We start from the raw sequence: 17325 nt of genomic DNA on the forward strand, positions 1-17325 counted from the left end.
GTACGGTGTACTACCTGGGCGCCGGCGCCGCATGGTTCCCGGGGCTATCGTTCATCTGGCGCTGCAGAATTTGCCGATACATTTGCGTCGGGCTGATCCGGCCATCCCGGGCACGTGCCTGTGCCGGCGTCAATGTTTCAGCGCGTACAGGCGGGATGCCGCGTAACACCGGCTCGATGACTGGGCGGGTGGATGGCGTGATCGCGTCGACGAGCGCGAGCGCCGCACGCCGCAACGACAGCAGCTTCATCGCAAGCCGCACGGCCGGCGTGATGACGGGGCCGACCCAGCGAGGCTGGCGAATGCCTGCAAGCTCGCGCATGTAGGTGGGCATCGTCGATAGCGTTGCGGCACGCATGCCCCAGGCGGCGAGTTTGAGCAGCGGGCGCGCGATGCGCGGCGTATCGGCGTTGATCGTGATGCGGCTGCCGTCGAGCAGATACCGCATCGTCGATTGCGTGAGTTCGGAGGCGGCGAGCCGCGGGCGCATCGCAGCAAAGTAGTGGCGAATGCCTTCACGCGTGCGCGGCACCGCACAAGGCGAACACGTCTGCAATTCGGCCGCGATCGCGCATTCCTCCCAATAGCGCGCTTCGTCGGCCGCGGACAATTTGCCGGGACCGAAACGCTCATAGGCGATCAATACGGAATGCCAACCGGTGAGCAGTATCCAGAGTTGCGAATCCGGGTCGTTCGCATCGAACCGCTTGCCGCTGACGGGCTCGATGCCGACGGCTTTCGCATGCACCTTGACCAGCATTTCCGATGCGTCGAGTGCGCTGCGGGTGTCGCCGAGCGCGACCGTCGCAAAATACCGGATGGTCCGATCGTAGCGTAGTTTGGGGTTCGTATAGATGCCGCGCCGCGAATTGACCGCCGCCAGCAGAAACGGATCGAGTTCCTCGACCACGACGGAGCGCTGAAAGCCGATGGTTAGCGCGGTGGGGTAGGCCCAAACGCGCCAAGTCGGAGAATCCGGACCGAAGAATCCGTAGTCTTCGTGCCGAAGTTCGCCATTATGATTAGTATTCTTAAATAATTTCATCGAATGCTCCCATCGATCTCGAAATCGACATCCAAAGCGGATATCAAGCTTTCATGAATCCGCCCAGGACGACCCGGCCCACATATTCGCCGAGCGCCTCGGCCGTCCATTGCTGTTCGTTCTGGAGCATCGCGCGCACAGCGCCGTCTCCGAGCGACATGAACAGCTCCACCAAAACCGGTAGTTTCTTATCAACCTGTTCGACGCCGGCCTGCTTCAGCATTGGGCCCATCAACGCGCCCACGTGCTGCGCGACGCGTTGGCGTGCCTGGCCGTAGCGGGCAATGGCGTCACAGTCGCTATCCGCGGCGAGCACGAGCCGCCATGAATCGCCGTGCTCGGCCACGACTTTCAGCAGCGCCTGGAATCCGGCCGTCATCCATTGCTTTGGTTCGCCGAATTGCGGCTCACGCGGCAACGCCGACAACACGCCGTCGAACAGACGCTTTTCTTCGCGCTCGAGCAACGCGCGGATTAAGTCTTCCCGCGACGGGTAGCACGCATAAACCACCGGGCGGGTGACGCCGAGTGCCTGCGCGACTGCTTCCATCGACACGTTCGCCAGCCCCCGGCTGAGCGCGATGCGCAATGCGGCGTCCAATACTTGCGGACGCCTGCGATGTGGCCCCAAATGGGCGGCTCGGGTTCGTTCCAGCATGATATTCCTTCAAGGGCGTAGGAAAATATATTCGAGGGTGTAGGATCTTGCCAAGCGAATTCTTCGACGACTCCCTCGACTGCCGGATCGCCGCTGCGGCAACAGCGCCGCTCGGGACGACGGGCGGCGGAATCGGCCGCGATCCGCGGCTGGCGAGCGGCGGCGCGTCCGGCGGCCACACGGCGCTTGCCCGCCCGCCGGCCTTCCGCGCGGCATTCACGCATCATTCGCCGAGCATCGCCGGAATCGCAGCGGCGAGCGCGTCGATCGCGCAGCGCATCTTGAGCGGCAGGTAACGCGTTTGTTGCCAGATCACGTGAATTTCTTGCTCGGGCACGAAGCAACGGTCCATCAGCGCGATCAACTCGCCACGCTTGACGTAATCCGCGAGCAACCAGCTCGGCAGCCACGCAATCCCGAAACCGGCGACGGCGGCCGCCGCGATCGCCGGCACGTCGTCGAAACTCAATTGATGCCGGGTCTCGACGCGCACCACGCTGCCGTTCACGTCGCGCAGATCCCACGGCATCGGCACGCCGCCGCGCGAATAGGCGATCGTCTGATGCCCGGACAGCGCGTCGATGTTCTCGGGCCGCCCGTAGCGCGCAACATACGACGGCGCGGCGCCGAGGCTGCCGTATTGGGTGCCGAGGCGTCGAGCGACGAGGCTCGTGCTGTCGCGCAGCCGGCCGATCCGGACCGCGAGGTCGAAGCCTTCTTCGACCAGATCGACAGGGCGGTCTGAGATCGACAGATCGATCTGCAACTGCGCATGTGCGCGCGCCAGCTCCAGCAGCACGGGCGCGACGCAGTGATGGCCGAACGCGAGCGGCGCGCTCACGCGCAGGCGCCCGCGCGGTTCACGCCGGCCGCTGTCGAGATCGTTCTGCGCCGCTTCGAGTTCGGCGAGCGCGCGCATGCAGCGGTCGTAATACGCGTGACCGTCGTCGGTCAGGCTCTGGCTGCGCGTCGTGCGGTGCAACAGTCTCACGCCGAGCCGCTTTTCGAGGCGGGCGATCGTCTTGCCGACCGCCGAGCGCGTGATGTGCAGCCGCTCGGCCGCTTGCGCGAAGCTGCCGGATTCGACGACTTGCACGAAGGTCGCGATGCCGTCGAGCTTGTCCGTGATCATGATGTCGGTTGTCCTTTATTGGTTCTTTTGAGGCCCCATTAAGGTGAATAAAACGAATCAATAGGGATAAATATTCCTCTTATATTACCGACTCCTGGTGCCCGCCTGTGGTGTCGCGTGCGGCGCATTTTTCCGATTCCGAATCTGGAGGTTCGACGGCGTTCGCGTGCCGGGCGCCGTCGCGATATCGATGCCCCTGTCCCATTTGTCCCGAAACGCGGTCGCATTGGCGGCCGTTTGCCTTACATCGTTGATGTTCGGCCTTGAGATTTCGAGCGTGCCGGTGATTCTGCCGGTGCTCGAGCGTGTGCTGCATGGCGATTTCAACGGCATGCAATGGATCATGAACGCGTACACGATCGCCTGCACGACCGTATTGATGGCGACCGGCACGCTCGCCGACCGGTTCGGCCGCAAGCGGGTCTACGTCATCGGCACGGTGCTGTTCGGCGCGACGTCGCTCGTTTGCGGCGTGGCGCAAAGCGTGCCGGTGCTGATCGCCGGCCGCTTGCTGCAAGGCGCGAGCGGCGGCGCGATGCTGATCTGCCAGATCGCGGTGCTGTCGCATCAATTTCAGGACGGGCGCGAGCGCAGCCGCGCGTTCGGCATCTGGGGGTGCGTTTTCGGTATTGGGCTTGGCTTCGGGCCGATCATTGGCGGGGCGATCGTCGCGCTGTCGAGTTGGCAGTGGGTGTTTCTCGTTCACGCGCCGCTTGCGGTCGTCGCGCTCGTGCTGATTTTCGGCGCGGTGCGGGAGTCGCGCGATCCGCATGCCGGCCGGCTCGACGTTGCGGGCATCGTCACATTGTCGCTCGCGGTGTTCGGCCTGGCCTACTACATCACGCAAAGCGGCGAGCTTGGCGCAACGAGCCTGGCCGGGCTCGGCGTGCTCGCCGCGACGATGGTTGCGCTTGTGGCGTTCGTCGTCGCCGAGCGCGTGAGTGCGCGGCCGATGTTCGATTTCTCGGTGTTCCGCAGCCGCACGTTCTCGGGCGCGCTGTTCGGATCGATGGGAATGAACTTCAGCTTCTGGCCTTTCATGATTTATCTGCCGATCTATTTCCAGATCGGGCTCGGTTACGGCAGCGTGACGGCCGGTTGCGCGTTGCTCGCCTACACGCTGCCCACGCTCGTCGTGCCGCCGCTCGGCGAGCGGCTGGCATTGCGCTATGGGCCGGGCGTCGTGATTCCGGGCGGCTTGCTGACGATTGCCGCCGGTTTCGCGTTGATGCGCTTGGGCAGCGCGGCGGCGCATCCGGACTGGCTGACGATGCTGCCTGGCTGCATGATCGCGGGCATCGGGCTGGGCGTCACCAACACGCCGGTCACGAATATGGCGACGGGAGCAGTATCGAGCGAGCGTGCCGGCATGGCTTCGGCGATCGATATGAGCGCGCGGATGATCTCGCTTGCGCTGAACATCGCGATCATGGGGTTCGTGCTTGTCGCGGGCATCGTGTCGGGCTTGTCGGCGCGTCTGCCGGGCGAACTCGACGCGGCGGCGTTGCGGCGTGTCGCGCAGCAGATTGCGTCGGGCCACGGCGGCGCGGCGGGCGACGTCGTGCCGGCGCTTGCCGCGGTCGATCCGTCGGGCCTCGCGTTGCATGCGGCGCTTGCGCATGGGTTTGGCTGGGTGATGATGTACGGCGCGGTGTGTGCCGCGATACTCGCGGTGGCGAGTCTTGCGGTGTTCGCGCCGGTGCGGTGGCGGGCGGCGGGCGTCGGCGTGCCGGGCAGCCAAGGAGCGTGCGGAGGAGATTGACGCGCTCACCGCCGGCGGCCGGCTTCGGCGGGCGTGCGACGCGGCGCCGGCGAGTTTGCCGCAGACGGCGGCGATCGGGCATCGGACGCCGGCGGCCCACACCTTTGCGAGCCGGCCCGGATCGCTCGCCTCAACCCGCTGCGCCGCCGAGCGCCTTGTACAAGTTCATCTGATTGTTGAGCCGGTCCAGCCGATTCAGCGCGGCAGCGCTCTGCGCGTCGCGCAGCCGCTGCTGTTGGTCGAGCCACGGCTGCACGCCCGTCGCGCCTGCCTCGAAGCGTATGCGTGCGAGCGTTTCCGCCCGTTGCGCCTGCGCGAGCGACAGCGTGCGCTGCTGCGCTTGCCGATCGAGTTGCACGCGCGCGGACAGCGCGTTCTCGACCTCGCTCAACGCCGTGTACAACTTCTGACGGAAATTGACGACAGCTTCCTCGTATTGCGTCTGCGATACCTTGATCTGCAACTGCATGGTGTTCCACTGGACGAACGGCAGCGCGAGTCCGAGCCCGAGTGTCGCGATCGGGTTCGCGAGCACCCGTTCGAGGCTCGCGCTCGACGTGCCGACGTTGCCTGTCAGCGTGAATGTCGGATAGAAGCTCGTGCGCGTGGCGTCGACGTTCGCGAGCGATTCGCGCAGACGCAGTTCGGCGGCGCGCAGATCGGGGCGCCGGCCGAGCAGCTCGGCCGGCAGGCCGGCCGGGACCGCGGGCAGGGGGGCGTTGGGCAGGGCGGCGGGCTCGGCCGCCGGTGCTTGCGGGGGGCGGTCGAACAGGATCGCAAGCGCGTGACGATTTTCGGTGCGCTGCTGGATGAGCTGTGTTTGCGCGGCCCGTTGCGCGGACAAACTCTGTTCCGCCTGCGCGACGTCGAGTCCAGAAACGGCGCCGGCGGCGTGACGCGAGCGCACGAGCGCGAGCGTGCGCTCGGCATAGGCGATGTTCGCGTCGGCGAACGCGATCTGCTGGTTCAAATAGCCGATCTGCCAGTACAGCGCGGCCGTCGTGCCGATCAGGGACAACTTAGCCGCATCGCGATCGGCTGCTGTCGCATCGGCTTCCCAGCGCGCGGCATCGCGCAGCGCGGCAAGCCTGCCCCACAAGTCGAGTTCGTAGTTCAGCGTGCCGGCGAGGCCGCTCGAGCGGCCCATTTGATGCGTGTCGAGCGTGCGCGACACGCCGCCCGTCGCGCCGAGCGTCACGTTCGGCGTCAGGTTCGTGTCGGCGAGCCCGGCTTGCAGACGCGCGCGATAGACGCGGATCGCGGCGGCGGCGAGATCGTTGTTGGTGCGCAGCGCATCGTCGATCAGTTGCCCGAGCACCGGATCGTCGAAGCTGCGCCACCAGTTCGCCGTCGCGGTGGCGGTTGATGCGGCGGAAGCGGCAGGCGCAGCCGAAGCTGTTTGCGGGGCGTCCGACGGCGAGGCGGCGGGCTTCGCGGGGGCGTTCGAAATGGCCGGCGCGCCGGCTGCGCCGGGTCCGGCAACGGCTTGCGAAACGGCCGAGGGCGAAGCTTGCTGCGCGGCGGGCGGAGTAGACGCCGCAGGTACGGCCGGGGCAGCGGAGCGAGCCGGAATAGGTGGCGTGAGCGGGGCTTCAGTGCCGTGAGCGCTAGGCGCCCCGGAAGCCTCCGGCGAAGCCCAATGCGCCGGCACCGCAACGGCGGGCAACGGCCCATGGCGCGTCGCGGTGCAGCCGGCCGACAGCGCGGCGGCGCATGCGAGTGTGCAGAGCCGGGAAGCGGGGAATCGGGTCATCGTGTCGTTACCTCGTCTGTCAGTCGCGCGCGAGCGCATCGATTGGATTCAGCCGCGACGCGTTGCGCGCGGGCATGAAGCCGAACACGACGCCGATCAGCGTCGAGCAGACGAAGGCCGACACGATTGAGCCGGCCGAGAACACCATCTTCCATTGATCGACGAACAGCGAGAACACGAAGCTCATCCCGAACGACAGCACGATTCCGATCACGCCGCCCATCAGGCAGACGGTCACGGCCTCGACGAGAAACTGCTGCATGATATCGGCCTGCCGCGCGCCCACTGCCATCCGAATGCCGATTTCGCGCGTGCGCTCGGTCACCGATACCAGCATGATGTTCATCACGCCGATGCCGCCGACGACGAGCGAGATCACCGCGATCAGCGATAGCAGCAGCGTCAGCGATTGCCCGGTCTTCTCGACGGTCTTGACGACGCTGTCCATGTTGTATGTGAAGAAATCCTTGCGGCCGTGCCGTTGCGTCATCAGTTTCGTCAGGCTTTGCTCGGCCGCGTCGCTTGGCTGGCCGTCGCGCACGCGCACCGTGATGGTATCGAGATAGCGCTGGCCAAACAGGCGGCCGGCCGCGGTCGTATACGGCACCCACACGTTGAGGTTTTTCATGTCGCTGAACGCGCTCTTTTTTTCCGCGGTCACGCCGATCACGACGCACGGCAGATTATCGATCAGGATCACTTCGCCAAGCGGGTTCGGATTCGCGCCGAACAGCTTGCGCCGCGTATTCTCGTCGATCACGACGACCTGTGCCTGGCGGCGCACCTCGTGCGGCCCGAACGCGATGCCTTGCGCCATCTTCATTCCGCGCACTTGAAAGAAACGTTCGCCGACGCCGCTCACGAGCGCGGTCGCATCGATGTTCCGGTAGCGCAGCAGCAGGTTGCGCGCCGTTTCGGGCGTCGCGCTGTCCACGTAGATCTGCTCGGCGAGCGCGGCGGCGTCGGCCGGCACGAGCGTCTGGATCGTGTCCGCGCGGCTGTCGCCCCAGTCGTTGCCCGGATAGATGTTGATCGTATTCGTGCCGATGCTGCCGATTTCGTCGAGCATGTGGCGCTTCGCGCCTTCGCCGATCGCGACGATCGACACGACCGACGTGATGCCGATGATGATCCCGAGCATCGTCAGAAGCGTGCGCAGCCGATGCGACACGAGCGCGATCCACGCCATCCGGAACGCTTCCGCGAAACGGCCGACGTTCGCCGACAGGCGGCGCGTGTGCGGCAGCGCGGCGGCGCCGTTCTCGCCGCGCTCGACGCCGGCGCCGTGTGTGCGCGGATTGAGCCGGTCGCCGACGATCCGGCCGTCGCTGATTTCGATGATGCGCCGCGCATGCGCGGCAACATGCTCGTCGTGCGTGACGATGATGACCGTGTGGCCGAGTGCGTTGAGTTCGAGCAGGATGCGAATGACTTCCTGGCCGCTTTTCGAATCGAGCGCGCCGGTGGGCTCGTCGGCGAGGATCACTTCGCCGCCGTTCATCAGCGCGCGCGCAATGCTCACGCGCTGCTGTTGGCCGCCCGACAACTGGCTCGGCCGATGTTCGGCACGCTCCGACAGGCCCAGCCGCGCAAGCAGCTTTTGCGCGCGCTCGCGCCGCTCGGCATGCGCGCTGCCCGCGTAGACGGCGGGCATCTCGACGTTTTCCGCGGCGCTCAGATGCGGCAGCAGATGATAGCGCTGGAAAATGAAGCCGAAGTGCTCGCGGCGCAGGCGCGCAAGCTCGTCGCTTTCGAGTTCGCGCGTCTCGCGCCCGCGCACCCGATAACTGCCCGAGCCCGGATGGTCGAGGCAGCCGAGAATGTTCATCAGCGTCGATTTGCCCGAACCCGACGCGCCGACGATCGCGACGATCTCGCCCGCATCGATCGTGAGATTGACGTCGTCGAGCACGACGACGTCCTTGTCGCCGGCGGGAAAGCTGCGCGTGACGCGCGTGAGCTGCAATAGCGGTTCGCCCATCGTCAATGCTCCGCGCCTGAGGCCGCCGAGGCCGCGCCTGCCAGTTCGTTCGCGTCGCCAAGAATCACGCGCTCGCCTTCGCGCAGGCCCGCGAGCACTTCGACCTTGACGTTGTTGTTGATGCCGGCGCGGATCTTGCGTGTCGCGACCTTGCTGTCGGCGCCGAGCACGCGCACCGCGTATGTGCCGTCCTTGTCCTTCGCGCCGAGCGCCGCGACCGGGATGTAGAGCGCGTTGGCCGCGGTGCCGAGCAGAATGTTGACCTGCGCGGTCATCGAGATCCGCAGCCGATGGCCGGGATTCGGCACGTCGAACAGCGCGTTGTAGAACACGGCGGTGTTCGGCTTCGACGATCCGCCGCCCGTGCCGCCCGCGCTGCCTTGCATGTCGAGGAAATTCTGCGGGGCGGGCTCGATCGCGCGCAGCTTGCCGTAGTAGCGCTTGTCGGGCTCGCCGAGGATCGTAAAGTAAGCAGTTTGGCCCGCATGGATGCGGATCACGTCCGCTTCCGACACCTGTGCCTTGACGGTCATCGTGTCGAGTTCAGCGAGCTTCAGAATCACGGGCGCCTGCTGTTGCGCGATCACGGTCTGGCCTTCCTGGGTGACGATCGCGACCACTTCGCCGTCGATCGGCGCGACGATCCGCGTATAGCCGAGGTTCGCGCGCGCGGTCTCGATCTTGATCCGTGCCTCGCGAATCTGCGCGTCGAACGCGGCCAGGTTCGCACGCTGTACGTCGAGCGTCGCCACCGCGGCCTCGTAATCCTGGCGCGCCGTCGCATCGTCGGACAGCATCTGCTGCTGGCGCTTGAATGCGAGTTCGGCTTGCCTTAGCTGCGCGGCGGTCGAGCGCTTTTGCGCGTTCAGATTGTCGACGTTCGCTTCGGCCTGGCGCAGCTCGTTTTGCGAAATCACCGGGTCGATCTCGGCAAGCCATTGGTCCTTCTTCACGTTGTCGCCGAGTTTGACCTTCAGCGATTTCAATTGGCCGGACACCTGCGCGCCCACGTCGACCTGCTTGGATGCCTGCAGCGTGCCGGTCGCGAGCACGGCATTCTCGAGATCGGCACGGGCGACTTTAGCGGTGAGGTATTGCGGATCCCGGTTTTTGGCGAAAAAGTATTGATAAAGCACGGCAAGCGCGACGAGCGCGATAACGCTCGTGACCGCGACGACCCGGCGACGTAGGAGTTTTTTCATCGGAAACTGAAAACTGGCGTGTGGCGATCGGTAGGCAGGCGATTGTAATGAAAATGCAAACCAGTCATTGGAATACGGGAAGCGGGATGCGGTTCAATGCGACGACAAATTTCCTCAATATTTCGACAGTTTGTTACAACGGGGCGTCGTCGATGATGCCGTCGAACGTGACGCTGCCGGTTGGGGCCGCGTCGATTTCGTCGAAATGATTGACGGCGTGGCTTCAGCCGGCGCGGCTTGCTTGTTGCTTGATCCCACGCGATACGCCGTGAACATGACGATCGGGCGGCGGGAGCTGGTCGTTCTGATGGGGCCGTTGGGCGGCGGGAAATTTCGGCGAACCGACGTCGTCGCTCGGCGTCGCGCGCGGAGCGCGGATAATCGCCCACATTCGCGAGCGGGTGCCGGCGCTCATCGTCATTACGCATCACCATTCGCGGCTGGAAATCGCGGATCGCGCTTATCGGCTGGAGAACGGCACCGTTCGCGAGTTCTTCCCGCAGCCGTGATCCGTGGCGATTCGGCGCGCGGGCCGGCAAACGGCGCGCATCGAGGCAACGCTCGCCACGATCGGCATCTCAATCCGCCCCCGAAATGACAGCGGCAATCCCCCATCCTTTCTCCCACGTCCGTATGACGGGCGGCGGGCGCTTCATCATTTGCTTATCAACGTGCACCGGGCATCGATAGTCCAAATCATTGGTTGGCCGATCAGCGAGCGTCCCCCTACGATGCGGCGAGACAGACGCTGCGCGACGAGCAGCGCATGCGAGGGCGCCTTCCGACCGGCTGGCCGAGTGCCGCCGACGTCCTGGATTTCATGATTAGATTAGAGGAACGAACCGATGAGTCGCGAGCAGCAACAGCTCAAGTTCGCCTACTGGGTGCCTAACGTCAGCGGCGGTCTCGTCGTCAGCAAGATCGAGCAGCGCACGAGTTGGGATATCGATTACAACCGCCGCCTGGCGCAGCTTGCCGAGCGTAACGGCTTCGATTACGCATTGTCGCAAATCCGTTTTACCGCCGGCTACGGCGCAGAGTATCAGCATGAATCTGTCGCGTTCAGCCATGCGCTGCTCGCTGCCACCGAGCGTTTGAAGGTGATTGCCGCGATCCTGCCGGGGCCGTGGCATCCGGCTGTCGTCGCGAAGCAGCTCGCGACGATCGATCAGTTGAACCAAGGGCGCGTTGCAATCAACGTCGTCAGCGGCTGGTTCAAGGGTGAATTCACCGCGCTCGGCGAGCCATGGCTTGAGCATGACGAGCGCTATCGCCGCTCTGAGGAATTCATCCGCGCGGTAAAGGGCATATGGACGCAAGATCACTTCACGTTCAAGGGTGATTTCTACCGCTTCAACGATTACACGCTGAAGCCCAAACCGTTGCAGCAGCCGCATCCCGAAATTTTCCAGGGTGGCAATTCGGCGGCCGCGCGCCGCATGGCGGCGGCGGTGTCAGACTGGTATTTCATGAACGGCAATACGCTCGAGGGGCACCGCGAGCAGATCGACGAGATTCGCGCGGCGGCGGCCGAGCACGGGAGGCGCGTGAAGTTCGGCGTAAATGCGTTCATCATCGCGCGCGACACCGAACTCGAGGCGCGCGAGGTGCTGGACGAGATCGTTCGTCATGCGGACGTCGATGCGGTCAATGCGTTCGGTCACGCGGTCAAGCAGGCCGGAAAGGCCGCGCCGGAAGGGCGCGGGATGTGGTCGGACTCGAAGTTCGCCGATCTCGTTCAGTACAACGACGGTTTCAAGACCAACTTGATTGGCACGCCCGAGCAAATCGCCGAACGGATCGTCGCGCTGAAGTCGATCGGCGCCGATCTCGTGCTGGGCGGGTTCCTCCACTATCTCGAAGAAGTCGAGTATTTCGGCAAGCGCGTGCTGCCGCTCGTGCGCGAGCTGGAACGGCGGCACGAAGCCCAGCCCGCATGACGCGCGGCAGCGCCATGCGCCGGTTGCGTGCGGCCGACAGCCGGCATGGCGGCGAGCCGCGATCAGTCAGCCGGCCCGCCAGCAGGCGCGCGCCGGCTGGCGTATTTTCGGCAAAAAGTCATCGCGTTGAAATATTGGTGCGAGCACAATAGGCCCGGCAGTTGCTTACGAATATCAACGTCGCGGCGCCGGTTGTGCGGCCGTCGCGCTTATTCTCCAGAGGGTCGCCCATGTTCCGTCCGTTCGCTCGCGCCGCGTGCGCGCTGGCTGTCGCATCGACTTGCACTCCCGCTCACGCGTATGACTATCTATTGCTCGCCTCGTCCTGGGAGCCGGGCTTTTGCGCAACGCACAGCGCCACCGAGTGCAATACGCTGTCGGGTTCATACGCGTCGACGAATCTGTCGTTGCACGGCCTTTGGCCGAACAACTACGACAGTACCAGCCAGCCGTTCTATTGCGGCGTGCCGCAGAACGAGATCGATCTCGACAACGCGCATCAATGGTGCAGCATGGACAAGTACCCCGTCAGCGCGGCGACGCTGAGCACGCTGTCGACGTACATGCCGGGTGTCGCGTCGTGCCTCGACAAGCATGAGTGGTACAAGCACGGCACTTGCGCGCAGTATTCGTCGGCCGACACGTACTGGAACGACGCGAGCGGGATGATCAGCCGCCTCGCGACCACGTCGTTCAACACGTTCCTGCAAACGAACGCGGGCAAGACCGTGACGCGCGAGCAATTGTTGAGCGCGTTCGATGGCGCGTTCGGCACCGGCGCGCGCGCCGCGGTGTCGCTGAAGTGCACGAAGTCCAACTACGTCAGCTATTTCACCGAGGCTTGGATTGCCGTGAGAACCAATGCGACCACGCAGTTTCCGAGCCCGACGTCGCTTGTGACGGACGCCGGCACGCAAGGCACGTGTCCGACGACCGGCATCTATATCGCGAAATAAACCGGACCGGGCCGCACGTTGGCTCCGCGCCGGCGCCGGCACATGCCTGCGCCGGCAGGGCCCATGCCGCGTCAGAAAATCGATCGCCCCGAGTAGGTCGTCAGCCATTCGAGCGCGAGCACGCCGGCAAGTGAGTTACCGTTCGGATCGAGCCCTGGCGACCACACGCATACGGCCATCTCGCCCGGCAGCACCGCGACGATTCCGCCGCCCACGCCGCTTTTCGCCGGCAGGCCGACGCGATAGACGAAGTCGCCTGCGGCGTCGTAGGTGCCGCATGTCAGCATGAGTGCCGACAAGCGTTTGGCCGAACTCGGATCGAGGATCGGCTCGCCCGTCGCGGGTGCGATGCCGCTGTTCGCGAGAAAAAGCGCGGCCTGCGCGAGTTCGACGCAACTCATCGTGATCGCGCACTGGCGGCAGTACGCGTCGATCACGGTGTCCGGCGGCATCTGCATGTTGCCGAAACTCGCGATGAAATGCGCCATTGCGCGGTTGCGCTCGGCGTGCTGCTGCTCGGATAGCGCGACGCGTGCGTCGTAGTCGATATCGGCGATGCCGGTCAGGCGCCGGATGAACTCGACGAGCGCCGTCTCGGCGCGCACGAAGCGGCGGCACAGCACGTCGGTGACGACGAGCGCCCCCGCGTTGATGAACGGATTGCGCGGCTTGCCGCGTTCGCTTTCGAGTTGCACGAGCGAATTGAACGCGGTGCCCGACGGCTCGCGGCCGACGCGCTGCCACAGTTCGTCGCCGAGCAGCTTGAACGCGAGCGTGCACGCGAAGAGCTTCGAGATGCTCTGGATCGAGAAACGCTCGTGCGCGTCGCCGATCGTGAAAATATCGCCGGCGAGCGTGACGACCGCCATTCCGAAGCGCTCGGCGGGCACCTTCGCGAGTTCGGGAATATAGTCGGCGACCCGGCCTGCGCCAATCCAAGGCGCGAGTTCGGCGCGGATGCGTTCGAGTATCGGTTGGTAATTCAATTCGGTGTAGCGTGCTGAAAACATCGTATGTTACAGAGGCGGCGCCGTGCCGTCCCGCAACGCTCGGGGCAGGGGGGCAACGCGTGAATGCGGGGCGCAGCCCCTTTTCAAGAGCGTGATCGTACCTGCTTTTCAAGGGAGCGCGCAGTCCGATTCCGGCACTCACGCGCGCGCAGTCCGCCAGGGGGCTCACTGGTAGCGGAACGATAGCGCGTATCGCCCATGACGTTGGCCGCCGTAGGGTTCGTGCATGCGATGCGGGCCGTGCCGGCACGAACGATCGGCACCGGCTCCGGCACGCATGACGGGCACGCCGATTTCTTTCGCGCGTTTAAGTGCCTGGCTAAATAAGCGCCAGGCTCGAGCGCCTGGCCAAGCGATGATCCCACGGCGTTTGCGGTCGATACCGCGCGAATGTGGCGCGTGCGGGCAGCGCCTTTGCCGGCATCGTTGGTATTGCCGGCTTGCGGCACGCGTCAGAATTCGACAGCTTGACGCAGCGTGTTCGTGCAACGCCGTGCGTCGTCGAGAAAGCGGCCGAATGCGTCGCTGGTCAAGTCGGCATGGCTGAGCCAACGAACCTTCTGGATGATCTGTTCACGGTAGGCGATCGCGTTGTCCGACGGCTCCGGCGTTACCTCCAGGTCGTACCACGGCGAATGCACCGCGCACGCCGCGAACGGTTGTACCGCCTTCGCGCCGGTCAGCCGCACGCGGAGCTTGAAGGTGAACGGGTCATTCAAATACAGATCGCCCGCATCGCCCGCGTGCCGATAGCCGGCGAAGCGATCCCATAGCTTGCGCAAGCCTTGCGCGGCGTCGTATAGGCGCGGGCCATTCTGACCGGACGGCGCTTCGAGCGCACGCAGATCGATGCCCTTCATGTCGACCCGATAACGCTCATTTCGCGCTTCGTCACTGCGCGGCCGCACGATTTCGCACGTTCCCTTCTCCTGCTCGTTGAGCAAGCGTTTGCAGATTTGCTGGTCGCCGGCGCGCGCGCCGTCGCGGCGATCAGTGCGCATGAGATCCAGCAGATCTCTACCGTCCAGATATGCGTGCCCTGACACAACGGCGCTGCCGTCGGGGCGCAGTTGCTGGTTTACCGTCGCATCGACGGCGACGATCGGCGCTTCGGCCGGGATGTATTCGCGGCGCACGTCGCCGTTCTTTTCGACGACGAGCGCCCAGCGCTCCTGTAGCTGCTCTGGCGTGCGGCCGGGCAGGGCGTTCGGCTGGGTCGGGTCGAGCCACCAGGTGCGGCCGTCCACGCTTGCGCGCACGATCGCGTGGTTCGGCGCCTGTGTGCCGGGGATCAATAGCGGCGGCGCAAACGAACCTGCATGGACCCATGCGATCCGCGCGTCGATTCCGCTTCTGTCGAGCATCGCGGCGAGCAAAACCGCGAGATCCTTGCAATCCCCGTAGCCGTGTGCTTCGATTTGCGCCAGATCGAATGGGATATAGCCGCGATCGCACGCGCGCCAGTCGCCGAGATAGCGATAATGCGCGCCGATATACTGCATCAGCGCGGCAACCCGTTGCGCCGCCGGCTCGCGCCGTGCGGCGTTGACCGCGCCTGCCGCGCCGCGCGGCAGCGGCGCGGCGGCGATCTCGTTGTAGCGCTTCGCATACGCGCCGAAATGCGCCTGTGCGCTCAGGCTGCTCGCCAATTCGATGCGCGGTATCTGGCGCAGCTCGCCGTACTCCTCGTTGATGATGTTCAGATATCGGGGCTGTGTTTGGGTGATGACGAGCCGCTTGCCGTCGTTTGACGTTGTGATGCGAAAGTCGCCGGCCGCTTCGCTGCGCCAGACGATAGGCCGATCGGCCTGGTATTCGGCGCGAAAATGGTCGGTGCGCACGGGCATTGGCGGGAACGCCAGCACCTCGTGAAATTGCTTCGCGAGCGGGAGGGCGGCGGTGTGGCGAATCGTTGTATACATGATCGTGCTGCCGACGCGCAAGTCGGGAAAGGCGACCGATGTTTGCTTGTCGCGCAAAAATCCTTCCGCTGGATTCGGCGCCGTGCGCGTGTCGATTTGCGACGCGGCAAGTGGCGTGCGATGCCCGTGCGGGTCGATCACGGCCGCGTCCTTCAGTTCGAAGCGGTCGTTTTCACGGTAGTCGAAGTCCAGGCGGGACAGCAGGTCGCGGCCGACCGGCCGCAGGATCGTCAGCTGCGTGACGCATGTGCAGTCGGTGCTCGTATCGGCGTTGATCCGGCAGGTTTCGTCGACATGCCGCGCAATCGGCGCTTCGTCGATCGGTTGCAGCGTGGCAAACGATGCGTTCGCGCACATACAGGCAATGGCGATGGCGGTGCGCATGAGCACCTGCCGAAAGCGGGATATCGTCAATTCGAAATCTCCTGACGTTTGCGGAAAAGTTGGCCAGCGAACGTGTTTGGGCAGCGAATCGCGATGTGATTCGCCAATCGGCACGGGGGATTTTTTCTCTGCCCGGAATTCGATGGACTTGAATCGAAAGAGTGAGTTCCGTGGAATTGGGAGATTAATGGTGCGCGAGATAATAAGGTTTGTTATGTTTGATGTAATGTTATTTGTTTATAATTAATTAAATTTTGTGGTGGATTTGTCTGGGTGTCGCGGCATAATGAATGCCGTTTTGAATGTGCGAAAAATCCCGGCTGGGCGGCGCCTTCACTCGCGCCCAACGGCGGCCTAGTGCGTGACGTGGCAAAGACGCTGACGCGCCGCCGAGGCTGCCATGTATCGGCGCGAATCGAAGTGCGATGCCGCGGGCGAATTGGTCGGTCGTAACAGGCAGCCGAGCCGGGTGATAAGAATCGCATTGGTTCTAAGGTTAATCGTCGCGGTGTCCGTTTAGTCGATTTGATGAGTCATGTTGCAAAAGAATAATAATGAAATTTGGTGTGATGCCGGTGATGATCGGGTGCTTGTCAATATGATTTTGATTCATTGCCAAGCTATATCCGTGAAAGATGACGGGGTATGCTTTGTTTTTGACAGCGCTTGTCCTCCAGCCCGTCGCAGGCAGTGCTTGGCGTAACGCCATTCGAACGGTGACCGTGCTTCGCCGCGCAGCCGTACCGGGCCCGCGCACGTCTTGGCATCACTTTCCGCGTTGCCCGATTGCCACCGTTCGGCGGCCCGCGTAAGCAGTATCATTCGGATTGTTTCAGAATCTTACGAAATCTCATGCCTTTCAGGATTCTTCTCGTTGAAGACGATAACCGTCTGTCCACGCTGATCGCAGGCTACCTGCGTAAAAACGATTACGTCGTCGACACCGTGCTGAACGGCAACGATGCCGTCGATGCGATCCTGAGCACGCGCCCGGATCTTATGATTCTCGACGTGAATCTGCCCGGCAAGGATGGTTTCGAGATCTGCCGCGAGGCGCGCGAGTTTTACAGCGGGGTCATCATCATGGTGACGGCTCGCGACGAGCCGTTCGACGAATTGCTCGGCCTCGAATTCGGCGCGGACGACTATGTGCATAAGCCGGTCGAGCCGCGTATCCTGCTGGCGCGGATCAAGGCGCAACTGCGCCGCGCGCCGGCGCGGCTGCCCGAAGGCGGTGCCCAGCCGGAACGCTATGCGTTCGGCAAGTTCACCATCGACCGTGCGAGCCGCACGGCCAGCCTGCCGGACGGCACGACGCCCGATTTGACGTCGGCGGAATTCGATTTGCTGTGGGTGCTCGTCTGCCATGCGGGCGAAGTCGTGAGCCGCGACGATTTGATGCTGCAATTGCGCGGCGTCGAGTTCGACGGGCTCGACCGGACCATCGACGGTCGGATCTCGAAGCTGCGGCGCAAGCTGAACGACGACGCGGGCCACCCGCAGCGGATCAAGACGATCCGCGGCAAGGGCTATCAGTTCAGCAAGAGCGCGTGGGAGTAGCCGTGCGTCGAAATCCGACG

General features: G+C 64.3%; 13 protein-coding genes. 5 read left to right on the forward strand and 8 right to left on the reverse strand.

What is annotated here, in order from left to right; genetic code table 11:
* Nucleotides 1-10 precede the first annotated feature (10 nt).
* From WS68_RS22245 to WS68_RS22260, 3 genes are all read right to left on the reverse strand, one after another.
* Nucleotides 11-1045, reverse strand: coding sequence for an oxygenase MpaB family protein (locus tag WS68_RS22245; protein ID WP_059572798.1), 1035 nt, complete (start codon nt 1043-1045; stop codon nt 11-13).
* 43 nt (nt 1046-1088) lie between these two features.
* Nucleotides 1089-1646 carry a TetR/AcrR family transcriptional regulator gene (locus WS68_RS22250; protein ID WP_197419657.1) on the reverse strand — a complete coding sequence of 186 codons (558 nt, stop codon included), beginning with the start codon at nt 1644-1646 and terminating at the stop codon, nt 1089-1091.
* 280 nt (nt 1647-1926) lie between these two features.
* Nucleotides 1927-2832 carry a LysR substrate-binding domain-containing protein gene (locus WS68_RS22260; protein WP_059573100.1) on the reverse strand — a complete coding sequence of 302 codons (906 nt, stop codon included), beginning with the start codon at nt 2830-2832 and terminating at the stop codon, nt 1927-1929.
* Nucleotides 2833-3025: 193 nt separating this feature from the next.
* On the opposite strand from WS68_RS22260, the gene WS68_RS22265 reads away from it, so the two are divergent.
* On the forward strand, nt 3026-4597 hold the full coding sequence (locus WS68_RS22265; protein WP_059573102.1) for an MFS transporter: 1572 nt from the start codon (nt 3026-3028) through the stop codon (nt 4595-4597).
* Nucleotides 4598-4727: 130 nt separating this feature from the next.
* Here the strand turns inward: WS68_RS22265 and WS68_RS22270 are convergent, their stop codons facing one another.
* From WS68_RS22270 to macA, 3 genes are read right to left on the reverse strand one after another with little or no spacing between them, the layout of a single operon-like run.
* On the reverse strand, nt 4728-6350 hold the full coding sequence (locus WS68_RS22270) for an efflux transporter outer membrane subunit (RefSeq protein ID WP_231753085.1): 1623 nt from the start codon (nt 6348-6350) through the stop codon (nt 4728-4730).
* A 19-nt stretch (nt 6351-6369) separates the two neighbouring features.
* On the reverse strand, nt 6370-8331 hold the full coding sequence (gene macB / locus WS68_RS22275; RefSeq protein WP_059572800.1) for a macrolide ABC transporter ATP-binding protein/permease MacB: 1962 nt from the start codon (nt 8329-8331) through the stop codon (nt 6370-6372).
* 2 nt (nt 8332-8333) lie between these two features.
* Nucleotides 8334-9533, reverse strand: a complete 1200-nt coding sequence (gene macA, locus WS68_RS22280) for a macrolide transporter subunit MacA (protein WP_059572801.1) — start codon at nt 9531-9533, stop codon at nt 8334-8336.
* Nucleotides 9534-9580: 47 nt separating this feature from the next.
* Here macA and WS68_RS29085 point away from each other — a divergent pair, with 47 nt between their 5' ends.
* The 3 genes from WS68_RS29085 to WS68_RS22295 all read left to right on the forward strand — a co-directional run bounded on the left by WS68_RS29085 (nt 9581) and on the right by WS68_RS22295 (nt 12429).
* A complete protein-coding gene (locus WS68_RS29085; protein ID WP_156429611.1) occupies nt 9581-9742 on the forward strand; it encodes a hypothetical protein in 162 nt (53 codons plus the stop codon).
* Between the two features lie 636 nt (nt 9743-10378).
* A complete protein-coding gene (sfnG, locus tag WS68_RS22290) occupies nt 10379-11473 on the forward strand; it encodes a dimethylsulfone monooxygenase SfnG (RefSeq protein WP_059572803.1) in 1095 nt (364 codons plus the stop codon).
* Nucleotides 11474-11703: 230 nt separating this feature from the next.
* Nucleotides 11704-12429, forward strand: a complete 726-nt coding sequence (locus tag WS68_RS22295) for a ribonuclease T2 (RefSeq protein ID WP_059572804.1) — start codon at nt 11704-11706, stop codon at nt 12427-12429.
* 71 nt (nt 12430-12500) lie between these two features.
* On the opposite strand, the gene WS68_RS22300 is transcribed toward WS68_RS22295, so the two are convergent.
* Together WS68_RS22300 and WS68_RS22305 are read right to left on the reverse strand one after the other, a co-directional pair.
* The gene (locus WS68_RS22300; RefSeq protein ID WP_059573106.1) at nt 12501-13415 is read right to left on the reverse strand and encodes a glutaminase; all 915 of its coding nucleotides are present in this window, start codon (nt 13413-13415) and stop codon (nt 12501-12503) included.
* A gap of 476 nt (nt 13416-13891) precedes the next feature.
* On the reverse strand, nt 13892-15745 hold the full coding sequence (locus WS68_RS22305) for a DUF3857 domain-containing transglutaminase family protein (RefSeq protein WP_197419658.1): 1854 nt from the start codon (nt 15743-15745) through the stop codon (nt 13892-13894).
* A gap of 852 nt (nt 15746-16597) precedes the next feature.
* Between WS68_RS22305 and WS68_RS22310 the strand changes: the two genes are divergently transcribed.
* Complete coding sequence (locus WS68_RS22310) at nt 16598-17305, forward strand: response regulator (RefSeq protein WP_059572806.1); 708 nt, start codon at nt 16598-16600, stop codon at nt 17303-17305.
* Nucleotides 17306-17325 lie beyond the last annotated feature (20 nt).

Origin of the sequence: Burkholderia sp. TSV86, from assembly GCF_001522865.1 — a bacterium.
In the GTDB taxonomy this organism is placed as follows: domain Bacteria; phylum Pseudomonadota; class Gammaproteobacteria; order Burkholderiales; family Burkholderiaceae; genus Burkholderia.

Coding starts and splice junctions, on each gene's coding strand:
- WS68_RS22245 (WP_059572798.1), bottom strand. CDS start 1,045: ATGAAATTATTTAAGAATACTAATCATAATGGCGAACTTCGGCACGAA.
- WS68_RS22265 (WP_059573102.1), top strand. CDS start 3,026: ATGCCCCTGTCCCATTTGTCCCGAAACGCGGTCGCATTGGCGGCCGTT.
- WS68_RS22270 (WP_231753085.1), bottom strand. CDS start 6,350: ATGACCCGATTCCCCGCTTCCCGGCTCTGCACACTCGCATGCGCCGCC.
- macB (WP_059572800.1), bottom strand. CDS start 8,331: ATGGGCGAACCGCTATTGCAGCTCACGCGCGTCACGCGCAGCTTTCCC.
- macA (WP_059572801.1), bottom strand. CDS start 9,533: ATGAAAAAACTCCTACGTCGCCGGGTCGTCGCGGTCACGAGCGTTATC.
- WS68_RS29085 (WP_156429611.1), top strand. CDS start 9,581: ATGAAAATGCAAACCAGTCATTGGAATACGGGAAGCGGGATGCGGTTC.
- sfnG (WP_059572803.1), top strand. CDS start 10,379: ATGAGTCGCGAGCAGCAACAGCTCAAGTTCGCCTACTGGGTGCCTAAC.
- WS68_RS22295 (WP_059572804.1), top strand. CDS start 11,704: ATGTTCCGTCCGTTCGCTCGCGCCGCGTGCGCGCTGGCTGTCGCATCG.
- WS68_RS22305 (WP_197419658.1), bottom strand. CDS start 15,745: ATGCGCACCGCCATCGCCATTGCCTGTATGTGCGCGAACGCATCGTTT.
- WS68_RS22310 (WP_059572806.1), top strand. CDS start 16,598: ATGCCTTTCAGGATTCTTCTCGTTGAAGACGATAACCGTCTGTCCACG.